Annotated in this window: 9 protein-coding genes and 1 pseudogene; 9 read left to right on the top strand and 1 reads right to left on the bottom strand. The window is 61.6% G+C overall.

Features of this window, described 5'->3' with window-relative positions; all coding sequences use genetic code 11:
• The first annotated feature begins 83 nt into the window (after positions 1 to 83).
• The 6 genes and pseudogenes from BT179_RS13365 to BT179_RS13340 all read left to right on the top strand — a co-directional run bounded on the left by BT179_RS13365 (position 84) and on the right by BT179_RS13340 (position 8,964).
• Positions 84 to 329 carry a DUF2789 domain-containing protein gene (locus BT179_RS13365; RefSeq protein ID WP_072397653.1) on the top strand — a complete coding sequence of 82 codons (246 nt, stop codon included), beginning with the start codon at positions 84 to 86 and terminating at the stop codon, positions 327 to 329.
• Between the two features lie 151 nt (positions 330 to 480).
• On the top strand, positions 481 to 1,062 hold the full coding sequence (locus tag BT179_RS13360; protein WP_072397655.1) for an alpha/beta hydrolase: 582 nt from the start codon (positions 481 to 483) through the stop codon (positions 1,060 to 1,062).
• 55 nt (positions 1,063 to 1,117) lie between these two features.
• Positions 1,118 to 1,933, top strand: a pseudogene (locus BT179_RS13355) (sigma 54-interacting transcriptional regulator); the annotation flags it as partial.
• Positions 1,934 to 2,288: 355 nt separating this feature from the next.
• On the top strand, positions 2,289 to 3,242 hold the full coding sequence (locus BT179_RS13350) for a hypothetical protein (protein WP_072431781.1): 954 nt from the start codon (positions 2,289 to 2,291) through the stop codon (positions 3,240 to 3,242).
• A gap of 25 nt (positions 3,243 to 3,267) precedes the next feature.
• Positions 3,268 to 8,004: an RHS repeat domain-containing protein gene (locus tag BT179_RS13345; protein ID WP_072431780.1), complete on the top strand. Its 4,737-nt coding sequence runs from the start codon at positions 3,268 to 3,270 to the stop codon at positions 8,002 to 8,004.
• Positions 8,005 to 8,181: 177 nt separating this feature from the next.
• Entirely contained in the window at positions 8,182 to 8,964 is a 783-nt protein-coding gene (locus BT179_RS13340; RefSeq protein WP_072431779.1) for a MetQ/NlpA family ABC transporter substrate-binding protein, read from the top strand.
• A 310-nt stretch (positions 8,965 to 9,274) separates the two neighbouring features.
• On the opposite strand, the gene BT179_RS13335 is transcribed toward BT179_RS13340, so the two are convergent.
• A complete protein-coding gene (locus tag BT179_RS13335) occupies positions 9,275 to 10,435 on the bottom strand; it encodes an AAA family ATPase (protein ID WP_072397663.1) in 1,161 nt (386 codons plus the stop codon).
• A 182-nt stretch (positions 10,436 to 10,617) separates the two neighbouring features.
• Here BT179_RS13335 and BT179_RS13330 point away from each other — a divergent pair, with 182 nt between their 5' ends.
• From BT179_RS13330 to BT179_RS13320, 3 genes are read left to right on the top strand one after another with little or no spacing between them, the layout of a single operon-like run.
• Positions 10,618 to 11,721 carry an efflux RND transporter periplasmic adaptor subunit gene (locus BT179_RS13330; protein WP_072431778.1) on the top strand — a complete coding sequence of 368 codons (1,104 nt, stop codon included), beginning with the start codon at positions 10,618 to 10,620 and terminating at the stop codon, positions 11,719 to 11,721.
• Positions 11,718 to 12,782 (top strand): efflux RND transporter periplasmic adaptor subunit, encoded by a 1,065-nt coding sequence (locus BT179_RS13325; RefSeq protein ID WP_072431777.1) that lies wholly within the window; start codon positions 11,718 to 11,720, stop codon positions 12,780 to 12,782. The genes BT179_RS13330 and BT179_RS13325 overlap by 4 nt, the downstream gene beginning before the upstream one ends.
• Entirely contained in the window at positions 12,779 to 15,859 is a 3,081-nt protein-coding gene (locus tag BT179_RS13320) for an efflux RND transporter permease subunit (protein WP_072431776.1), read from the top strand. The genes BT179_RS13325 and BT179_RS13320 overlap by 4 nt, the downstream gene beginning before the upstream one ends.
• Positions 15,860 to 15,896 lie beyond the last annotated feature (37 nt).

The raw sequence follows: 15,896 nt of genomic DNA, 5'->3' as shown, positions 1-15,896 counted from the left end.
ACGCAACATGAACGAGTATCAAGGCTTTTCGTACAGCGCCTAGACTGTAGAAACCCAGCCATCCGCCTACGCCAGGAGCCCCCATGGAAAACCCGATCCACACCCTTCCGGCGCTGTTCAAGCAACTGGGCCTGCCGGATGATGCCGAGAGCATCGATAAATTCATCGCCAGCCATTCGCCCCTCAAGCCTGGCCTGCATCTGGCGGACGCCTTTTTCTGGAGCGAGGGCCAGCGGCAGCTGCTGCGGGACGAAATCCTCGAAGACGCGGATTGGGCGGTGGTGGTGGATCAACTGGATGTGTTTCTGCGCAAAGGACGAAACGAATGATGCGGCGTGTTGGCCCTCTGGCCGGCTTAGGTTGGCGTGGCTGAGCGCGTGCGTTATTTCAAAATAGAATTAATAAATAGCTTCTTATTCCTTAGCTTATATAACACTCCTCCCTATACTCCTCCGTGAACAGACACGCAGGAGAGCACCCATGCGCAACGAATCGATTCGCTACCTGATCGTGCCAGGCTGGCAAGGATCGCCGGAAAATCATTGGCAGACTCACTGGCACAACAGCTTGCCCAACAGTGCCCGGGTCGAGCAGGCCGACTGGCTGACACCGCGGCGCGAAGACTGGGTCGCCGCCCTGGCCGAGGCCATTGCCGCCGATAGCACACCGGTGATCCTCATCGCCCACAGCCTGGGTTGCATCACCGTTGCCCATTGGGCCGCCACTGCGCCGTTGCAATTGCTGCGGCAGGTGCGTGGTGCATTGCTGGTGGCACCGGCGGATGTGGAGCGCCCGAGCTGCGCGCCGGCATTGCGCAATTTCGCGCCGATTCCCCGCGGACTGTTGCCGTTCCCAAGCCAGGTAGTCGGTTCCGACAACGACGAGGCGGTGAGCGCGCCGCGTGCCTTGGAGCTGGCGCGCCACTGGGGCGCCGAGGCCGGAATCCTGGCCGGGGCGGGGCATATCAATGTGAAGTCCGGCCACCAGCGTTGGGAGCAGGGGTTCGCGTATCTCTATCGCCTGCAAAGCCGAATGCAGCATCACGCACTGCGTCGCGCCTGAATCACCTTTTGTCAGTGCCCTTGCGTCTTACCGGCGGTGCAGGGTGGGAGTCGTCATGAGTTCGCATGAACATTTCGGTCAGTCGTTGCTGACCTTTCCCGATGCGGAAAAAAGCCCCCTGAGCATCCGCGCCAAGGCGCTGGTGTTTGTCGATCCACGGTCGCGACAGTTGCGCCAGGAGCTGGAAGCGCTGGCACCGCGCTCGGTCGCGGTGCTGATTCGCGCTGAAACCGGCACCGGCAAGGAATTGCTGGCCCGTCACATCCATCGCGAGAGCAATCGCGGTGGGTTGTTCGTCTCGGTCAATTGCGGCGCCATCAGCCCGACCTATGCCGATGCCGAATTGTTCGGTTACGCCGCCGGCAGCCATAGCGGTTCAGCCAGCAGCCGGGCCGGTTGGTTCGGCTCGGCCAATGGCGGCACGCTGTACCTGGATGAGATTGGGGACCTGCCGCTGCCGATCCAGGTCAAGTTGCTGGCTGCCCTGGAAAATCACGAAGTCACCCGCGTCGGCGCCCACCAGCCCAGCCCCGTGGACGTGCGCTTGGTGGCGGCCACCAGCATCGATCTGGCGCAGGCGGTGGCCGCCGGGAAATTTCATGACCGGTTGTATCACTACCTCGGTGAGGGCCGGCTCGAGTTGCCGCCCTTGCGCGAACGGGTGGGCGATATCCTGTCCCTGGCCGAATACTTCCTGGGCATCTACAGCCAACGCCTCGGCCTGGCGGTGCCACTGATCAGCGAAGCGGCACAGCGTGCGCTGGAACAGCACAGCTGGCCGGGCAATACCCGGGAGCTGGAGAACGTCATTCATTTCGCATTGCTGGTGAGCGTAGGCGATTACATCCTGCCGGAACATCTTAATCTGCCGCGTTTAACGCGTGTTCAATAAGGACTAGATAAAGAGCTCCAAGTTTATCGAACGGGGTAAATGGGCGATTGATGGGAGTGTTTTGCAGGTCTCGGTTTTAGCATATAAAAAGTTTCCGGATATTTTGCCCTGACGACTTTCGAGTTGTCGGGTTTTTTGTTATGTGAGCATTAAATCCGTCTTTTCCAATACTGCGTTTGTATGTGCGAATTTTAAGTGTCTTGTACAAATAATTTGTGTGGTTTTAGCGCTTGATTGCAGATGCCTCGAAATTGTTAATTGAATGGGCGAAAGCAACGCGGTCAGTCGAGTTGTGCTGGTCGTGAATCAATTAACTTGAGTGATGAGGATTTAAATGAAGTACGAAATCAATACACCTGTCGCGACGCAACCATCGGGATGGTACAAGTTGGAGAGTTTTGGAGTTTTTTCCGTGACGGGGGGCAACCAGTTATACAGCAACGGTAATCAACAATTGATGGTAAGGGTATTTGTCCAGGTTCAGAGTTGGCTGGGCAGCAGCCTTCCTCTGACCCAGTCTGAAATCGATTCCATTGTCCTGGTTGATGGGCATACGGGGGCGGAACTCATCAAGGACAGGAATCGTGGTGATGTCGGTGCATGGAAATACACCGACCAGCAGGATGCCCGCTTCCGCCAGCTTCCTCCCAACCTGCCCGTGCGGGGCTCGGTACCGTCTGGGGAGTTTGTCTACACCAAGGATTTCTACGTTACGTCCAGCTCCGATAAACCGATCGAACTGCAGTTGCGCATCACCCGGGCAGACGGCGAAACCTTTCTATCCAGAAAGCAGGATGAGTTGGGCACGCTTACGGTGGTCCCACTTCAGCCGGCGGTCTATCGGTCCGAGCAATACTCGCTTAGTCGCACTTCCGCTCCCTACTCCAGCACAACGGGTGACATCGAGAAGGTCGAGCTTTTCATGCTGGATCTGGTCGTTGATCAACAACGCATGGGATTCGTATCGGATTTCAGTATGGGAGCTCATCCAAGGATCGGAAGCTCTGACAAACGTTATTCGGGTTATTACCTTGTCGGCTACGGGAATGGTCAACCTATGCGAACAGGTAGTCCAGTGCGTTGGGAACGACCTGATGTATTGGGAAGGCATCGAAGCGAAAACGGGCGTATCGCACTGGTTCTGGTCTACGGGAAACTCGGCCCGGTCTGGGTGAGAGATCCCGTGGCGAGTACCGCGCTTGAACTGACCGACATGTACGGAAATCCTCATGCTTTACGCGTGGAGATGTCTGATGATCCGCTGACGGTTCGCGTGACCAGAATCTAAAGTCATTTCGTTCAAGGAAGAACCGATGAATACCTCTTCACCCCTCCAAGGTCAGTTGACCTCGGCGGCCTTCAAGTTCGACAGTTTTGTTCGTTCGGGCGTGGACCCGCGCACGGGTAGCTGCAATTGCAGCGTGGCGCTGGACGCGGCGCCGGATGACGCCGCCGTCGGGTCTAACGTATCAGCGACCCTGGCATACGATTGCTTCAATGATCAGGACCTGGGTTTCGGCGCCGGTTGGGCCTTGCGCACCTGCAGTTATGACCAGCGCCGACGAAAGTTGACGCTGACGAGCGGAGAAACCTACCAGCTCTACACCGATGGAAACCAGGTGGCTTTCCAGGATAAGAAACTCGATAACTTGCGCGTCACGATGCAAGGCAATGAACTTTTCATCGAGTACATCGATGGAAGAGTCGACGTGCTGTCGCGCCCCGGTGCGACATCCCACGAATGGCTGCTTGCACGGGAGTACAGCCCCGAGGGCAAGGAAACGCTTTACGAGTACCGTCCTGTCGCGGGCCGCCTGCAACTGATGGCGGTTTACCGGCAGGATCGCCGCATCCTGAAAGTCGACTACGCCCGAGCCAGGTCGACGGCAACGACCATCACCGTGTGGCCGGACGTACCTTCAAGGAAACTCCAGTACCTGTTTGTCCTGCGCAACGGAACGCTCCAACACATCAGGCTGATCACTGCCGAAAAACGTCCATTGACCTGGACCTTCGACTACGCGCGTATCAATGGTTTTCTGCTGATGACCGAAATCAGCCAGCCAAGCGGGGCCCGGCAGACACTTCGGTACCAGGCCGAGGGTCACAGGTTCCCCGCCGGGGCACCGGTGCCCTACCTGCCTGTTGTGTCTCAATCCATCATGGCCCCTGGCGGGGGCCAGCCAGCGATCATCACCCTGTATGAATATTCCGTGAGGAATTTCCTAGGGCATGGTGCTGGGGTACGCTGGTCTGCCGAGCGTGATGTGCTGTATGACGTCAGCGGTCATTACGAATACTCCTGCACCCAGATTCAGATGGCCCCTGGTAAAGGCGGGCCGCGTGAGTCTTCCCGGGTCATACGTACCTACAATCGCTTCCACTCGATGATTTCCCAACGGACGATCAGTGGCAGCAAGATGCAGTTGCGGGAAATCGAATACTACGATGTGCCCAATCGGGCTTTCAGGGATCAGCCTGCGCAGTTCCAGATGCAGCGCATCGTGCGCGACAGCTTCTTCGATACTCGCGCGACTCCCGTAAAAAGTCGGGTAGAGACCACCCATACCTCCTACGACGAACATGGCAATCTGCTGGAAAAAACCAGTCCGGGTGGCGTACGGGAAGTCTATGAGTATTTTCCGGCGCAAGGGAGTGCGGATTGCCCTGCCAGCCCCATAGGCGTGCCTTGTTTTCTGAAACAGAAGTCGATCATCGCCTCGGCCGAGTTCGCCGCAGCGCCGACCACCGTGGTGCGCTACACCTACAGCCAATTGCCGTCGCTGCTGGCGGGTCACCGCTGTGTCCGGCTCGCCAGCGAGACGCTCTGCGAGGAGGGCGTCGCCGAGCCTCGGGTGGCGTGTCGATTGAAGTATGTGAATAACGTCAAGGACGCTTTTCATGGACGTCTGCAAAGCAAGGTAGAAACCGTAGGCGGCGTGCGCCGCAAGCATCACTATGCGTATTGGCATGAAGACGAAAACGTTCGCACCGACCAGACCTTCCGCGCCGAAGGGCTGAGCCACCTGAGGCAGGAGTGGCATGATGTGTGCGGTTGGCTGGTCAAGACCTGCGATTGCGGGGGCAATACCGTCAGCATGGAATATGACTCACTGGGGCAACTGACCCGTGAAACCGTGATGCCCGACACGGGCCATGCGGCGTCGCGCCAGTTCACCTACCAGGCCGGTGCTGCCTCCGATGATGGCCTTGCCAGCGTCACCGTCAAGGATGCCCGTGGCGTCCTGACCGTCACCCGCAGCGACGGGCTGGGTCGTACCGTGAAGGTCGAGAAGCAGGACGTCGACATGCCCGGTGCACCCATGCGCGTGATCTACGAGGCCAGTTACGATGGCCTGGGACGCCTGCAGGCGGATGCACAGACCGACTGGTTCGACGGCGAGCCGAAAACCCTGGACACCCACTACGAATATGACGAGTGGGGCCATCAGAACCGCACCATCCGCCGCGGGCGCGAAGTCACTCATGACGAGATCGATCCGGTGGCGCGCACCCGTACCGAGTGGAAGGAGGGCGGCGGCAAGACCCGTACCTTCATCAACGCCCTGGAAAAGCCATCGCGGGTCGAGCGCGTGAACCGTTCCGGCGTCGTGGGAGAGGTGACCCTTTACGAATACGATGGCCTGGGACGGTGCATCCAGCAGACCGCCGCCGACGGAGGGGTGACCTGCTACACCTACGATCTGGCCGGCCGCGTGCTGAGTACCACCTTGCCCGACGGTACCCTGGTCGAGAAGAAATATGCCGCCCAGAGCCAGGGGGACTACCCCACACAGATCAGCGCCAACGGCTATGCACTGGGAACCCGCACCTACGACGGGCTGATGCGCGTGACCCACAACCAGGCGGGTGGTCGTACCGAACGGATGGTCTACGAGGGTTCCGGCAGGAACCCCACGCAAAAGAGCACCGCGTCTGGAAAAACCTTGCGGTTCACCCTCGATCCGTTGCTCGCCGATGACGTTACCAGTCGCTCCGGCAGCCAGGCGTCCGTCGCTGCCAGCCATCGGTTCGACCCCCGTACAGGTTTGCTCCAGGAATCGGCCAACTCGTTGGTACAGCGGCGCATGGAGTACTGTCCCTCCGGCCGTCTCAGCCGGGAATCGTGGGTCACGGCCCTCGACCGGTTCGACAGCGGGCAAACCTGTTCGCTGATGGGCAAGCCGATTGGCTACACCGACGTCAGCGACACGGTTCGCACCTGCCTCTATGATCCGACCGGACGCCTGGTGGGCATCACCCAAGGCCCTGCTGCTCTCCCTGTTCAGGAGCGCATCAGTGCAACGTACTCCTACGACGCCCGGGAGCAAGTCAAGTGCATCACCGTCACCGATCCCCGATCGGGCCTTTCGCTGGTCACCGAACTGGACTACGACGAATTTGGTCGCGAAATCCTCCGGCGCTCCTCCCAGGGAAATGATGTCGTCGAGGTGAGCCAGTCGTTCGGCCCGGGCGACAGGCTCAGCCAGCGTACGCTCAAGTCCAACGCAGCCGTGCGTGTCGAGACGTTTGCCTATGACCTGCGGGGTCGATTGACGCGTTACGCCTGCCAAGGGCCGCAGGCGCCAGTGGATGCCCAGGGCAAGGCCATCGTCTCGCAGGACTTCACCTATGACGCGCTGGACAACATCCGCCAGGTCGTCACGCATTTCCCAGGCGGCGTGAACACGGCAACGTATCGGTATGACCTGGTCGATAAAACCCAACTCAGCGGCGTCAGCCACAGTCACCCCGACTATGCATCCGCCGATTCGACCTTTCGCTACGACGCCGACGGCAATCTGCTCAACGATTGCCGTGGACATCAGTTGATCTACGACGAACTGGGGCGGTTGGAAAGTGTGGCTTCGGCTGACTCGAAGTCGATATTGGCGCGTTATCGGTACGATGCCTCTGACCGCCTTCATGCCGTTGAGCTGGCAGGACACAAGCCCTGTCGGCGCTTCTACCGCGACGAGCAGTTGTGCAGCGAAGTCGCGGGGCAGGATAGCCGTAGCTTCATGCATGAAGAGCGGCAGCTGCTGGCGTTGTCCCAGGGCCAGGAAACGGTGCTGTACAGGACGGATGGTTGTGGCAATGTCCTGCAGGCTCTTTCCGGCGGCGACAGTCTCCGACATGACTATTCGCCCTATGGGCAACGCGCGGCGGCAGAGGGACCGGGCAGTCTGTTCGGTCTCGGTGGCGAGCCGCAGGATCCGCTGACCGGCTGTTATCTGCTGGGCAACGGCTATCGGGCCTACGATCCGGTACTGATGCGATTTCACCGGCCAGACGACTGGAGTCCGTTCGATGGGGGAGGTCTCAATCCTTATGCCTATTGCCTGGGCGACCCCATCAATCTGAGCGATCCCACCGGCCATATCTCTACCTGGGGCTGGATCAAGATTGGCATTACCGCTGCTTTCGCCATCGCCTCCGTTGCGTTCACCCTGGCGACCCTGGGGGCATCCGCGCCCTTGATAGGCATCTCGTTTTCGGCGGCAACGGCCTTGACGCTGGAGGTGGTGTCAGGTGCGGCCTCGATCGCGTCCATCGTGCTGGAGGAGGCGGCTCCGGACGCCGTCGCGACCCAGGTGCTGAGCTATGCCAGCCTGGCCTTGGGCGTCGTGTCCGGCGGCGCTTCCCTGACAGGAAAGCTGCTGGGCAGAGGGACATCGGTGGCCCTGCGCAATACGGTCGAGTCCCTCGGTGACGCCGTGACGCTGGGCCGCAGCAACGCCTTGCGCGGGACACGCATCGGTGGCTACGCCAGGGCGGCGAGCCCTCTGGTCAGAGGCGGCGGGCGGCGCAACCTCGTTGCCTTGCAAAACGACCTTCGAGATGTGCTGACCGCCAAGGACGTGACCAGTTATGCCCATTACCCGCTCAAGGGGGGCACCTACGTCATCGACAGAGACAAGTACATCGAAAAAGCCCAAGGGTTTCTGGGGTTGGCAGGGGAAAGATCCAGTGGTCCCCGGCATGGCGAGGCACCTGACGATATCTACGGAGACATCAGGGAGCGAAGCGCGCAAATCCGATTCGCATGAAGGGCGCGCGAAAGGGTTATTCATATATGAATTATCGATATATGTATTTAGATAAAAGGTATTGTTAAGGCATAAAAAATATCGGTATCTTCCGTACCACGCCAGCGATAGCACTTCGCTGGCACCCCAACGTTGGCCGTCGTCCATGACGACAGTGATATTCGATAAGGACACTGCATGAAAAAGGTTCTGTTGTTCACCGCATTGGCGGCAGCCCTGGCTTCGGGCCTGGCCCAGGCGGCGGAAAAACTGGTGGTGGCGGCGACGCCGGTGCCCCACGCTGAAATCCTCGAGCTGATCAAGCCAGCCCTGGCCAAGGAAGGCGTGGACCTGCAGATCAAGGTCTTTACCGACTACGTCCAGCCCAACGTACAGGTCGATCAGAAGCGTCTGGACGCCAACTACTTCCAGACCTTGCCGTACCTCAAGAGCTTCAACGAGGGCAAGGGCACCAACCTGGTGACCGTGATCGGCGTACACGTCGAACCGTTTGGCGGGTACTCGAAGAAGGTCAAGAGCCTGGCCGAGCTCAAGGATGGCGCGACCATCGCCATCCCCAACGAAGGCAGCAACAGCGGCCGTGCCCTGATCCTGCTGCAGAAGGCTGGCCTGATCGAACTCAAGGATCCGAAAAACGCCCTGGCCACGCCCAAGGACATCGCCAAGAACCCGCACAACTTCAAGTTCAAGGAACTGGAATCGGCCATGCTGCCGCGGGTGCTGGACCAGGTGGACCTGGACATGATCAACACCAACTATGCGCTGGAAGCGGGTCTCAACCCGGCCAAGGATGCCCTGGTGATCGAAGGTTCGGATTCGCCCTATGTGAACTTCCTGGTGGCTCGCCCGGACAACAAGGACAGCGCCGCCATGCAGAAGCTGGCCAAGGCCCTGACCAGCCCGCAAGTGAAGGCTTTCATCGAGCAGAAATACAGCGGTGCGGTACTGCCGGCGTTCTGATCGAGCAACGCGTGCTTGAAACTTTCAACGCCGACGGCTTGGCCAGCGTCGGCGTTTTTTATTGCCTGCCATTGCGTTACGCAGGCCGTGCCTTCAATGCCCGGCGCAGGGCCACCAGCAGCTTGACGATATCTTGTGGGTCGAGGGGTTGCGGGGCTTTCACGTCAGCCATTTTTTATCGTCCTTGTGATGGAAGCCATGGAGTCTGGCCTTGAGCTGCGGTTCCTTGGAGAGGTTGCTGGAAAATTAGACCCTTCCTACAGCGCAAAGGAAAATAGCCTTCTTACTCGGCCTCTGCAAATACCGTCAGTCAATCCGGCCAGTTCCACGCGGGGGCATCCAGCATGCCCTGGCCCACTACGCCGGTCTGGCCCAGGTCTTTCTCCAGCATGATGCAATTGCAATCATCGTCCTGCTGCAAGGCGGCGATCAGGCGCGTGGCGTGGGATACGACCCAGACCTGGCAATTGGCCGAAGCCCGGATGATCAACCGCGCCAAGGCAGGCAACAGGTCCGGGTGCAGGCTGGTTTCCGGCTCGTTGAGCACCATCAGCGAGGGCGGTCGCGGCGTGAGCAGGGCGGCCACCAGCAGCAGATAGCGCAGGGTGCCGTCCGACAGCTCGGCGGCGGATAGCGGACGCAGCAGGCCGTGCTGCTGGAATGCGATGGCGAAACGTCCGCCCTGGAGTTTTTCGATGTCCAGGCGGGCGCCGGGAAATGCATCGCCGATGGCGGCATGCAGCGCCTGGAAGTCGCCGATTTCAAGGATGGTCTGCAGGGCGGCCGCCAGGTCGCGGCCATCGTGGTGCAGCACCGGCGTGCGGGTGCCCAGTTGCGGCTGGCGCACCGGGGCCTCGGCGTCGCTGCGAAAATGATCGTAGAAGCGCCAGCGACGGATGAACTCGCGCATCTGCAAGACCTCCGGGGACGTACGCAGGCTGCCCACCTGGTCGAACAGGCTGTCGAAGGTGGGGGTGTGCTGGGCCAGGACATCCCATGAGCGACCCTCCCGGGCGCGCACCATCGGCCCGTTGCGGTCCACCAGCAGGCTGGCGGGACGAAAGACCGGCCCGGCCCAGATGGTTTCGCGCTTGATCTGCGGATCCAGCGAAAACGCGGAAAGACTGGGTTCCGGCAGGCCCAGGGCGATCGAATAGGAGAAATCTTCGGCGGCGAATCCCAGGCGCAGGCGTTTTCTGGCCTGGCGCACGTTGCCCTGGACGGGTACCTCGCCGTTGCGCATGCGTCGGCTGATGTGCTCCGGCCCGGCCCAGAAGGTCGAATCCAGTCCGCCTTCACGGGCCAGGGCGTTGACGACCCCGCCTTGGGCCGTTTCCGCCAACAGCCGCAGGGCGCGGTACAGGTTGGATTTTCCGCTGCCGTTGGGGCCGGTGATCAGGTTCAGGCGGCCGAGGGGAATGACCAGTTCATTGATGGATCGGTAGTTGGCCACCGCAAGGGTCTTGAGCATGAGAGGTTGTCCTGCTGGCTGGACTTGCAGGCGCCGACTCGCTTGGCTTGCCGTTGCCTGTGCAAAAAGGGCAGTTTGCCTGATTGGCGTGTGCATTGTGATTCTGTTGCAAGCACTGAACCCTGCTCTAAGCTCACAGTCGTATCGTCACTGGCACGTCCGTACAACGCAAAGGAGTCTGCATGGCTGGTCCCCGAATCGAACTGGTTGTTGGCTTGGGTTTATGTGCGTTGTTGGCGGGATGCGGTGAGGAAAAGGCCGTGGAGAAAGCGCTGCCGCGGGTTTTCGTGCAGCAAGCCACGCCCAGCGAATACGCGGCTTCGGTGACCCTGACCGGCGATGTCCAGGCTCGCGTGCAGACTGACCTGTCGTTTCGCGTGAGCGGCAAGATCATCGAGCGCAAGGTCGATGTGGGCGATCGAGTCTCGGCCCGGCAGGTGCTGGCGCGGCTCGACCCCCGGGATTTGCAGACCAATGTCGATTCCGCCGAGGCCCAGGTGGCCGCCGAGCAGGCGCGGGTCAAGCAGAGCGCGGCAGCGTTCATGCGCCAGCAGAAACTCTTGCCCAAGGGCTACACCAGCCAGAGCGAATACGATGCGGCCCAGGCGCAACTGCGCAGCAGCCAGAGTGCATTGAGCGCCGCCCAGGCCCAGCTCGCCAATGCCCGCGAACAACTGAGCTATACCGCGCTGATCGCCGAGGCGCCGGGCATCATCACGGCGCGCCAGGCGGAGGTTGGCCAGGTGGTGCAGGCCACGGAGCCGATCTTCAGCCTCGCCCGGGACGGTGAGCGCGATGCGGTGTTCAACATCTACGAATCCCTGCTCAGCGAGCCGTCCGCGGATCCGGCCATCGTGATCAGCCTGTTGGACAACCCGGCCATCCAGACCTCCGGCAAGGTGCGCGAGATCACGCCCGCGGTGTCCGCCGAGACCGGTACCGTGCAGGTCAAGGTCGCCCTCGATAGCCTGCCCGAAGGCATGCGCCTGGGATCGGTGGTCAGCGCCACCGCCAAGTCCGCCGGCAAGACCGCCGTGGAGCTGCCGTGGTCGGCCTTGACCAAGAACCTCAGCGAGCCCGCCGTATGGCTGGTGGACGACGAAGGCAAGGCCCAATTGCGAACCGTCACCGTTGGCCGCTACCTGACCGGCAAGGTGATCGTCAGCGATGGGCTCAAGGGAGGCGAGAAAGTCATCACGGCGGGAGGCCAGTTGTTGCACCCCGGCGTGCATGTCGAAATTGCTGAACATCCCACCGAACAGAAAACCACAGGAGCCCAACCATGAAGCGCTTGTGGATGGTCCTGGCCGGCCTGGCGCTGGCAGCCTGTTCGAAGGAGGAAGCGCCGCCCGAGCCCGTGCGCCCGGTACTGTCCATCGAAGTGCGGGCCCTGGACCAGCAGGCCCTGGGGCGGTTCGCCGGCAATATCCAGGCACGTTACGAAAGCAATGTGGGGTTTCGCGTAGCCGGGCGTATCGCTCGCCGCAATGTCGATGTCGGCGCCGAGGTGAAGAAAGGCGATCTGCTGGCCACCCTCGACCCCACCGACCAACAGAACCAGTTGCGGGCCGCCCAGGGCGACCTGGCGCGGATCGAGGCGCAATACATCAATGCCCAGGCCAATGCCCGTCGCCAGCAACAGCTGTTCGATCGCGGTGTCGGTGCCCAGGCGCAGCTGGACATCGCCCAGACCGACCTGAAGACCACCGGAGCATCCCTTGAGCAAGCCCGGGCTGCGGTGGAACAAGCCCGTGACCAGCTCAACTACAGCGAGCTGCGCACCGACCACGACGCGGTTGTCACCGCCTGGCATGCCGAGGCCGGGCAAGTGGTCTCCGCCGGCCAGCAAGTGGTGACCCTGGCGCGCCCGGACATCAAGGAAGCGGTGATCGACCTGCCGGCCGGACTGGCCGAGCGCCTGCCCCCGGACGTGGTGTTCGAAGTGTCTGCGCAACTGGACCCGGCCACCCGCACCACCGCGACCGTACGCGAGATCGAACCCCAGGCGCAGAGTGCTACCCGTACCCGTCGCGCCCGCCTGACGCTGGCCGATACGCCGCCGGGCCTGCGCCTGGGCACGGCCATCGGCGTGACGTTGAGCTCGGCCATCGAGCCGCGCATCGAGCTGCCGCTCAGCGCGCTGCAAGAGGTCGACGGCAAGGCACGGATCTGGCTTGTCGACCCGCAAAGCCAGACCGTTTCTCCCCGTGACGTGCGCATTCTCGAACGTTCGGCGGATGCGGTGCTGGTGGCCAATGGCATCAAGGCCGGCGACCGCGTGGTCAGCGCCGGTGTGAACAGCCTCCAACCGGGGCAGAAAGTGAAACTCGACGAGGACGCACGATGAAAGGGCCTTTCAATCTTTCCGAATGGGCCCTGCGGCATCAGTCGTTTGTCTGGTACCTGATGTTCGTCGCGCTGCTGATGGGCGTGTTCTCGTACATGAACCTGGGGCGCGAGGAGGATCCTTCGTTCACCATCAAGACCATGATCATCCAGACGCGCTGGCCCGGCGCGACCCAGGAGGAAACGCTCAGGCAGGTCACCGACCGCATCGAAAAAAAACTCGAAGAGCTCGACTCCCTCGACTACGTCAAAAGCTACACACGCCCGGGTGAGTCGACGGTCTTCGTGTACCTGCTCGACACCACCAGCGCCAAGGACATCCCCGAGATCTGGTACCAGGTACGCAAGAAGATCAACGATATTCGCGGCGACTTCCCTCAAGGCCTGCAAGGCCCGGGTTTCAACGATGAGTTCGGCGATGTGTACGGGTCGGTCTATGCCTTTACCGGCGACGGCCTGTCGATGCGCCAATTGCGCGACTACGTCGAGCAGGTGCGCGCCGAGGTCCGCGATGTCCCCGGCCTGGGCAAGGTGGAAATGATCGGCGAGCAGGACGAAGTGCTGTACCTGAACTTCTCCACCCGCAAGCTCGCCGCCCTGGGCATCGACCAGCGCCAGGTGGTGCAGAGCCTGCAATCCCAGAACGCCGTGACGCCGGCCGGGGTGATCGACGCCGGCCCCGAGCGGATCTCCGTGCGTACATCCGGGCAGTTCCAGTCGGAGAAGGACCTGGCCAACGTCAACCTGCGGCTCAACGATCGTTTCTATCGGCTGGCCGACATCGCCGATATCAGCCGCGGTTACGTCGACCCTGCCACGCCGATGTTCCGTTTCAACGGTACGCCGGCCATCGGCCTGGCCATTGCCATGAAAAAGGGCGGCAACATCCAGGACTTCGGCAAGGCGCTGCATGCGCGAATGAACGAGCTGACCGCCGACCTGCCGGTGGGCGTCGAAGTCCACACGGTGTCGGACCAGGCCGAGGTGGTGGAAGAGGCGGTCGGCGGCTTCACCAGCGCCTTGTTCGAGGCGGTGGTGATCGTGCTGGTCGTCAGCTTCATCAGCCTGGGCATCCGCGCCGGACTGGTGGTGGCCTGCTCGATTCCATTGGTGTTGGCGATGGTCTTCCTGTTCATGGAATACAGCGGCATCACCATGCAGCGGATCTCCCTCGGTGCGTTGATCATTGCCCTCGGCCTGTTGGTGGACGATGCGATGATCACCGTGGAGATGATGGTGACGCGCCTGGAAAAGGGCGAAACCAAGGAGCAGGCCGCGACCTTCGCCTACACCTCCACCGCGTTCCCGATGCTCACCGGTACCCTGGTGACCGTGGCCGGCTTCGTGCCCATCGGCCTGAACGCCAGCTCCGCTGGGGAGTACACCTTTACCCTGTTCGCGGTGATCGCCGTGGCGATGCTGGTGTCCTGGATCGTCGCGGTGCTGTTCGCCCCGGTGATCGGCGTGCATATCCTCAGCACCAACGTGAAGCCCCACAGCGCCGAGCCGGGGCGGATCGGTCGGGCGTTCAATGGCGGCCTGCTGTGGGCGATGCGCAATCGCTGGTGGGCCATCGGCATCACCGTGCTGCTGTTCGTGCTGGCGGTGTTCTGCATGCGTTTCGTGCAGAACCAGTTCTTTCCGTCTTCGGACCGCCCCGAAATCCTGGTGGACCTCAACCTGCCGCAGAACGCCTCGATGGAGGAAACCCGCAAGGCCGTCGATCGCCTGGAAGCGACCCTCAAGGGCGACCCGGACATCGCGCGCTGGAGTACCTATATCGGCGAGGGCGCGATCCGTTTCTACCTGCCGCTGGACCAGCAACTGCAGAACCCGTACTACGCGCAGTTGGTGATCGTGAGCAAGGGCCTGGAGTCGCGCACGGCCCTGACCGAACGCCTGCAGAAACGCCTGCGCGAGGATTTCGTCGGCATCGGCAGCTATGTGCAGTCCCTGGAAATGGGCCCACCGGTGGGCCGGCCGATCCAGTACCGGGTCAGCGGCAAGGACATCGACCAGGTGCGCAAGCACGCCATCGAGCTGGCCACCGAGCTGGACAAGAACTCCCATATCGGAGAAATCATTTACGACTGGAACGAGCCGGGCAAGGTCCTGCGCATCGACATCGCCCAGGACAAGGCGCGGCAGTTGGGGCTGTCTTCCGAGGACGTGGCCCGGTTGATGAACAGTATCGTCAGCGGCTCGCCCGTGACCCAGGTCAACGACGACATCTACCTGATCAACGTGGTCGGACGTGCCGAGGACGCCGAGCGTGGGTCTCCGGAAACCCTGCAGAACCTGCAGATCGTCACGCCCAGCGGTACTTCGATCCCGTTGCTGGCGTTCGCCACGGTGCGCTATGAGCTGGAGCAGCCCTTGGTCTGGCGGCGTGATCGCAAGCCGACCATTACCATCAAGGCCGCCGTGCGCGACGAAATCCAGCCCACCGACCTGGTCAAGCAATTGCAGCCGGACATCGACCGCTTCGCCGCCGGCCTGCCTGTGGGCTACAAGGTCGCCACCGGCGGTACGGTGGAGGAGAGCAGCAAGGCCCAGGGCCCGATCGCCAGCGTGGTGCCGCTGATGCTGTTCCTGATGGCGACGTTCCTGATGATCCAGCTGCACAGCGTGCAGAAGCTGTTCCTGGTGGCCAGCGTCGCGCCCCTCGGCCTGATCGGCGTGGTGCTGGCGCTGGTGCCCACGGGCACGCCCATGGGCTTTGTGGCGATCCTGGGCATTCTGGCGCTGATCGGCATCATCATCCGCAACTCGGTGATCCTGGTCACCCAGATCGACGAGTATGAGCGGGCCGGCTACACGCCCTGGGACGCCGTGGTGGAGGCCACGGAACACCGACGCCGACCGATCCTGCTCACGGCGGCCGCGGCGAGCCTGGGCATGATCCCCATCGCCCGGGAAGTGTTCTGGGGGCCGATGGCCTACGCGATGATCGGCGGGATCATCATCGCCACCTTGCTGACGTTGCTGTTCCTGCCGGCGCTGTATGTCGCCTGGTACAAGATCCGCGAGCCCAAGCGTGACGGAGACCGGGGCAGATCCCTCGGTGAGGGGAGTTGATCCGGCATAAGGGGAGTTGACCTGTGGTGATGAGATC

The organism is Pseudomonas sp. NFACC43 (assembly GCF_900119645.1).
Taxonomy (GTDB): domain Bacteria; phylum Pseudomonadota; class Gammaproteobacteria; order Pseudomonadales; family Pseudomonadaceae; genus Aquipseudomonas.
This window is presented reverse-complemented; position numbering and strand designations above follow the sequence as displayed.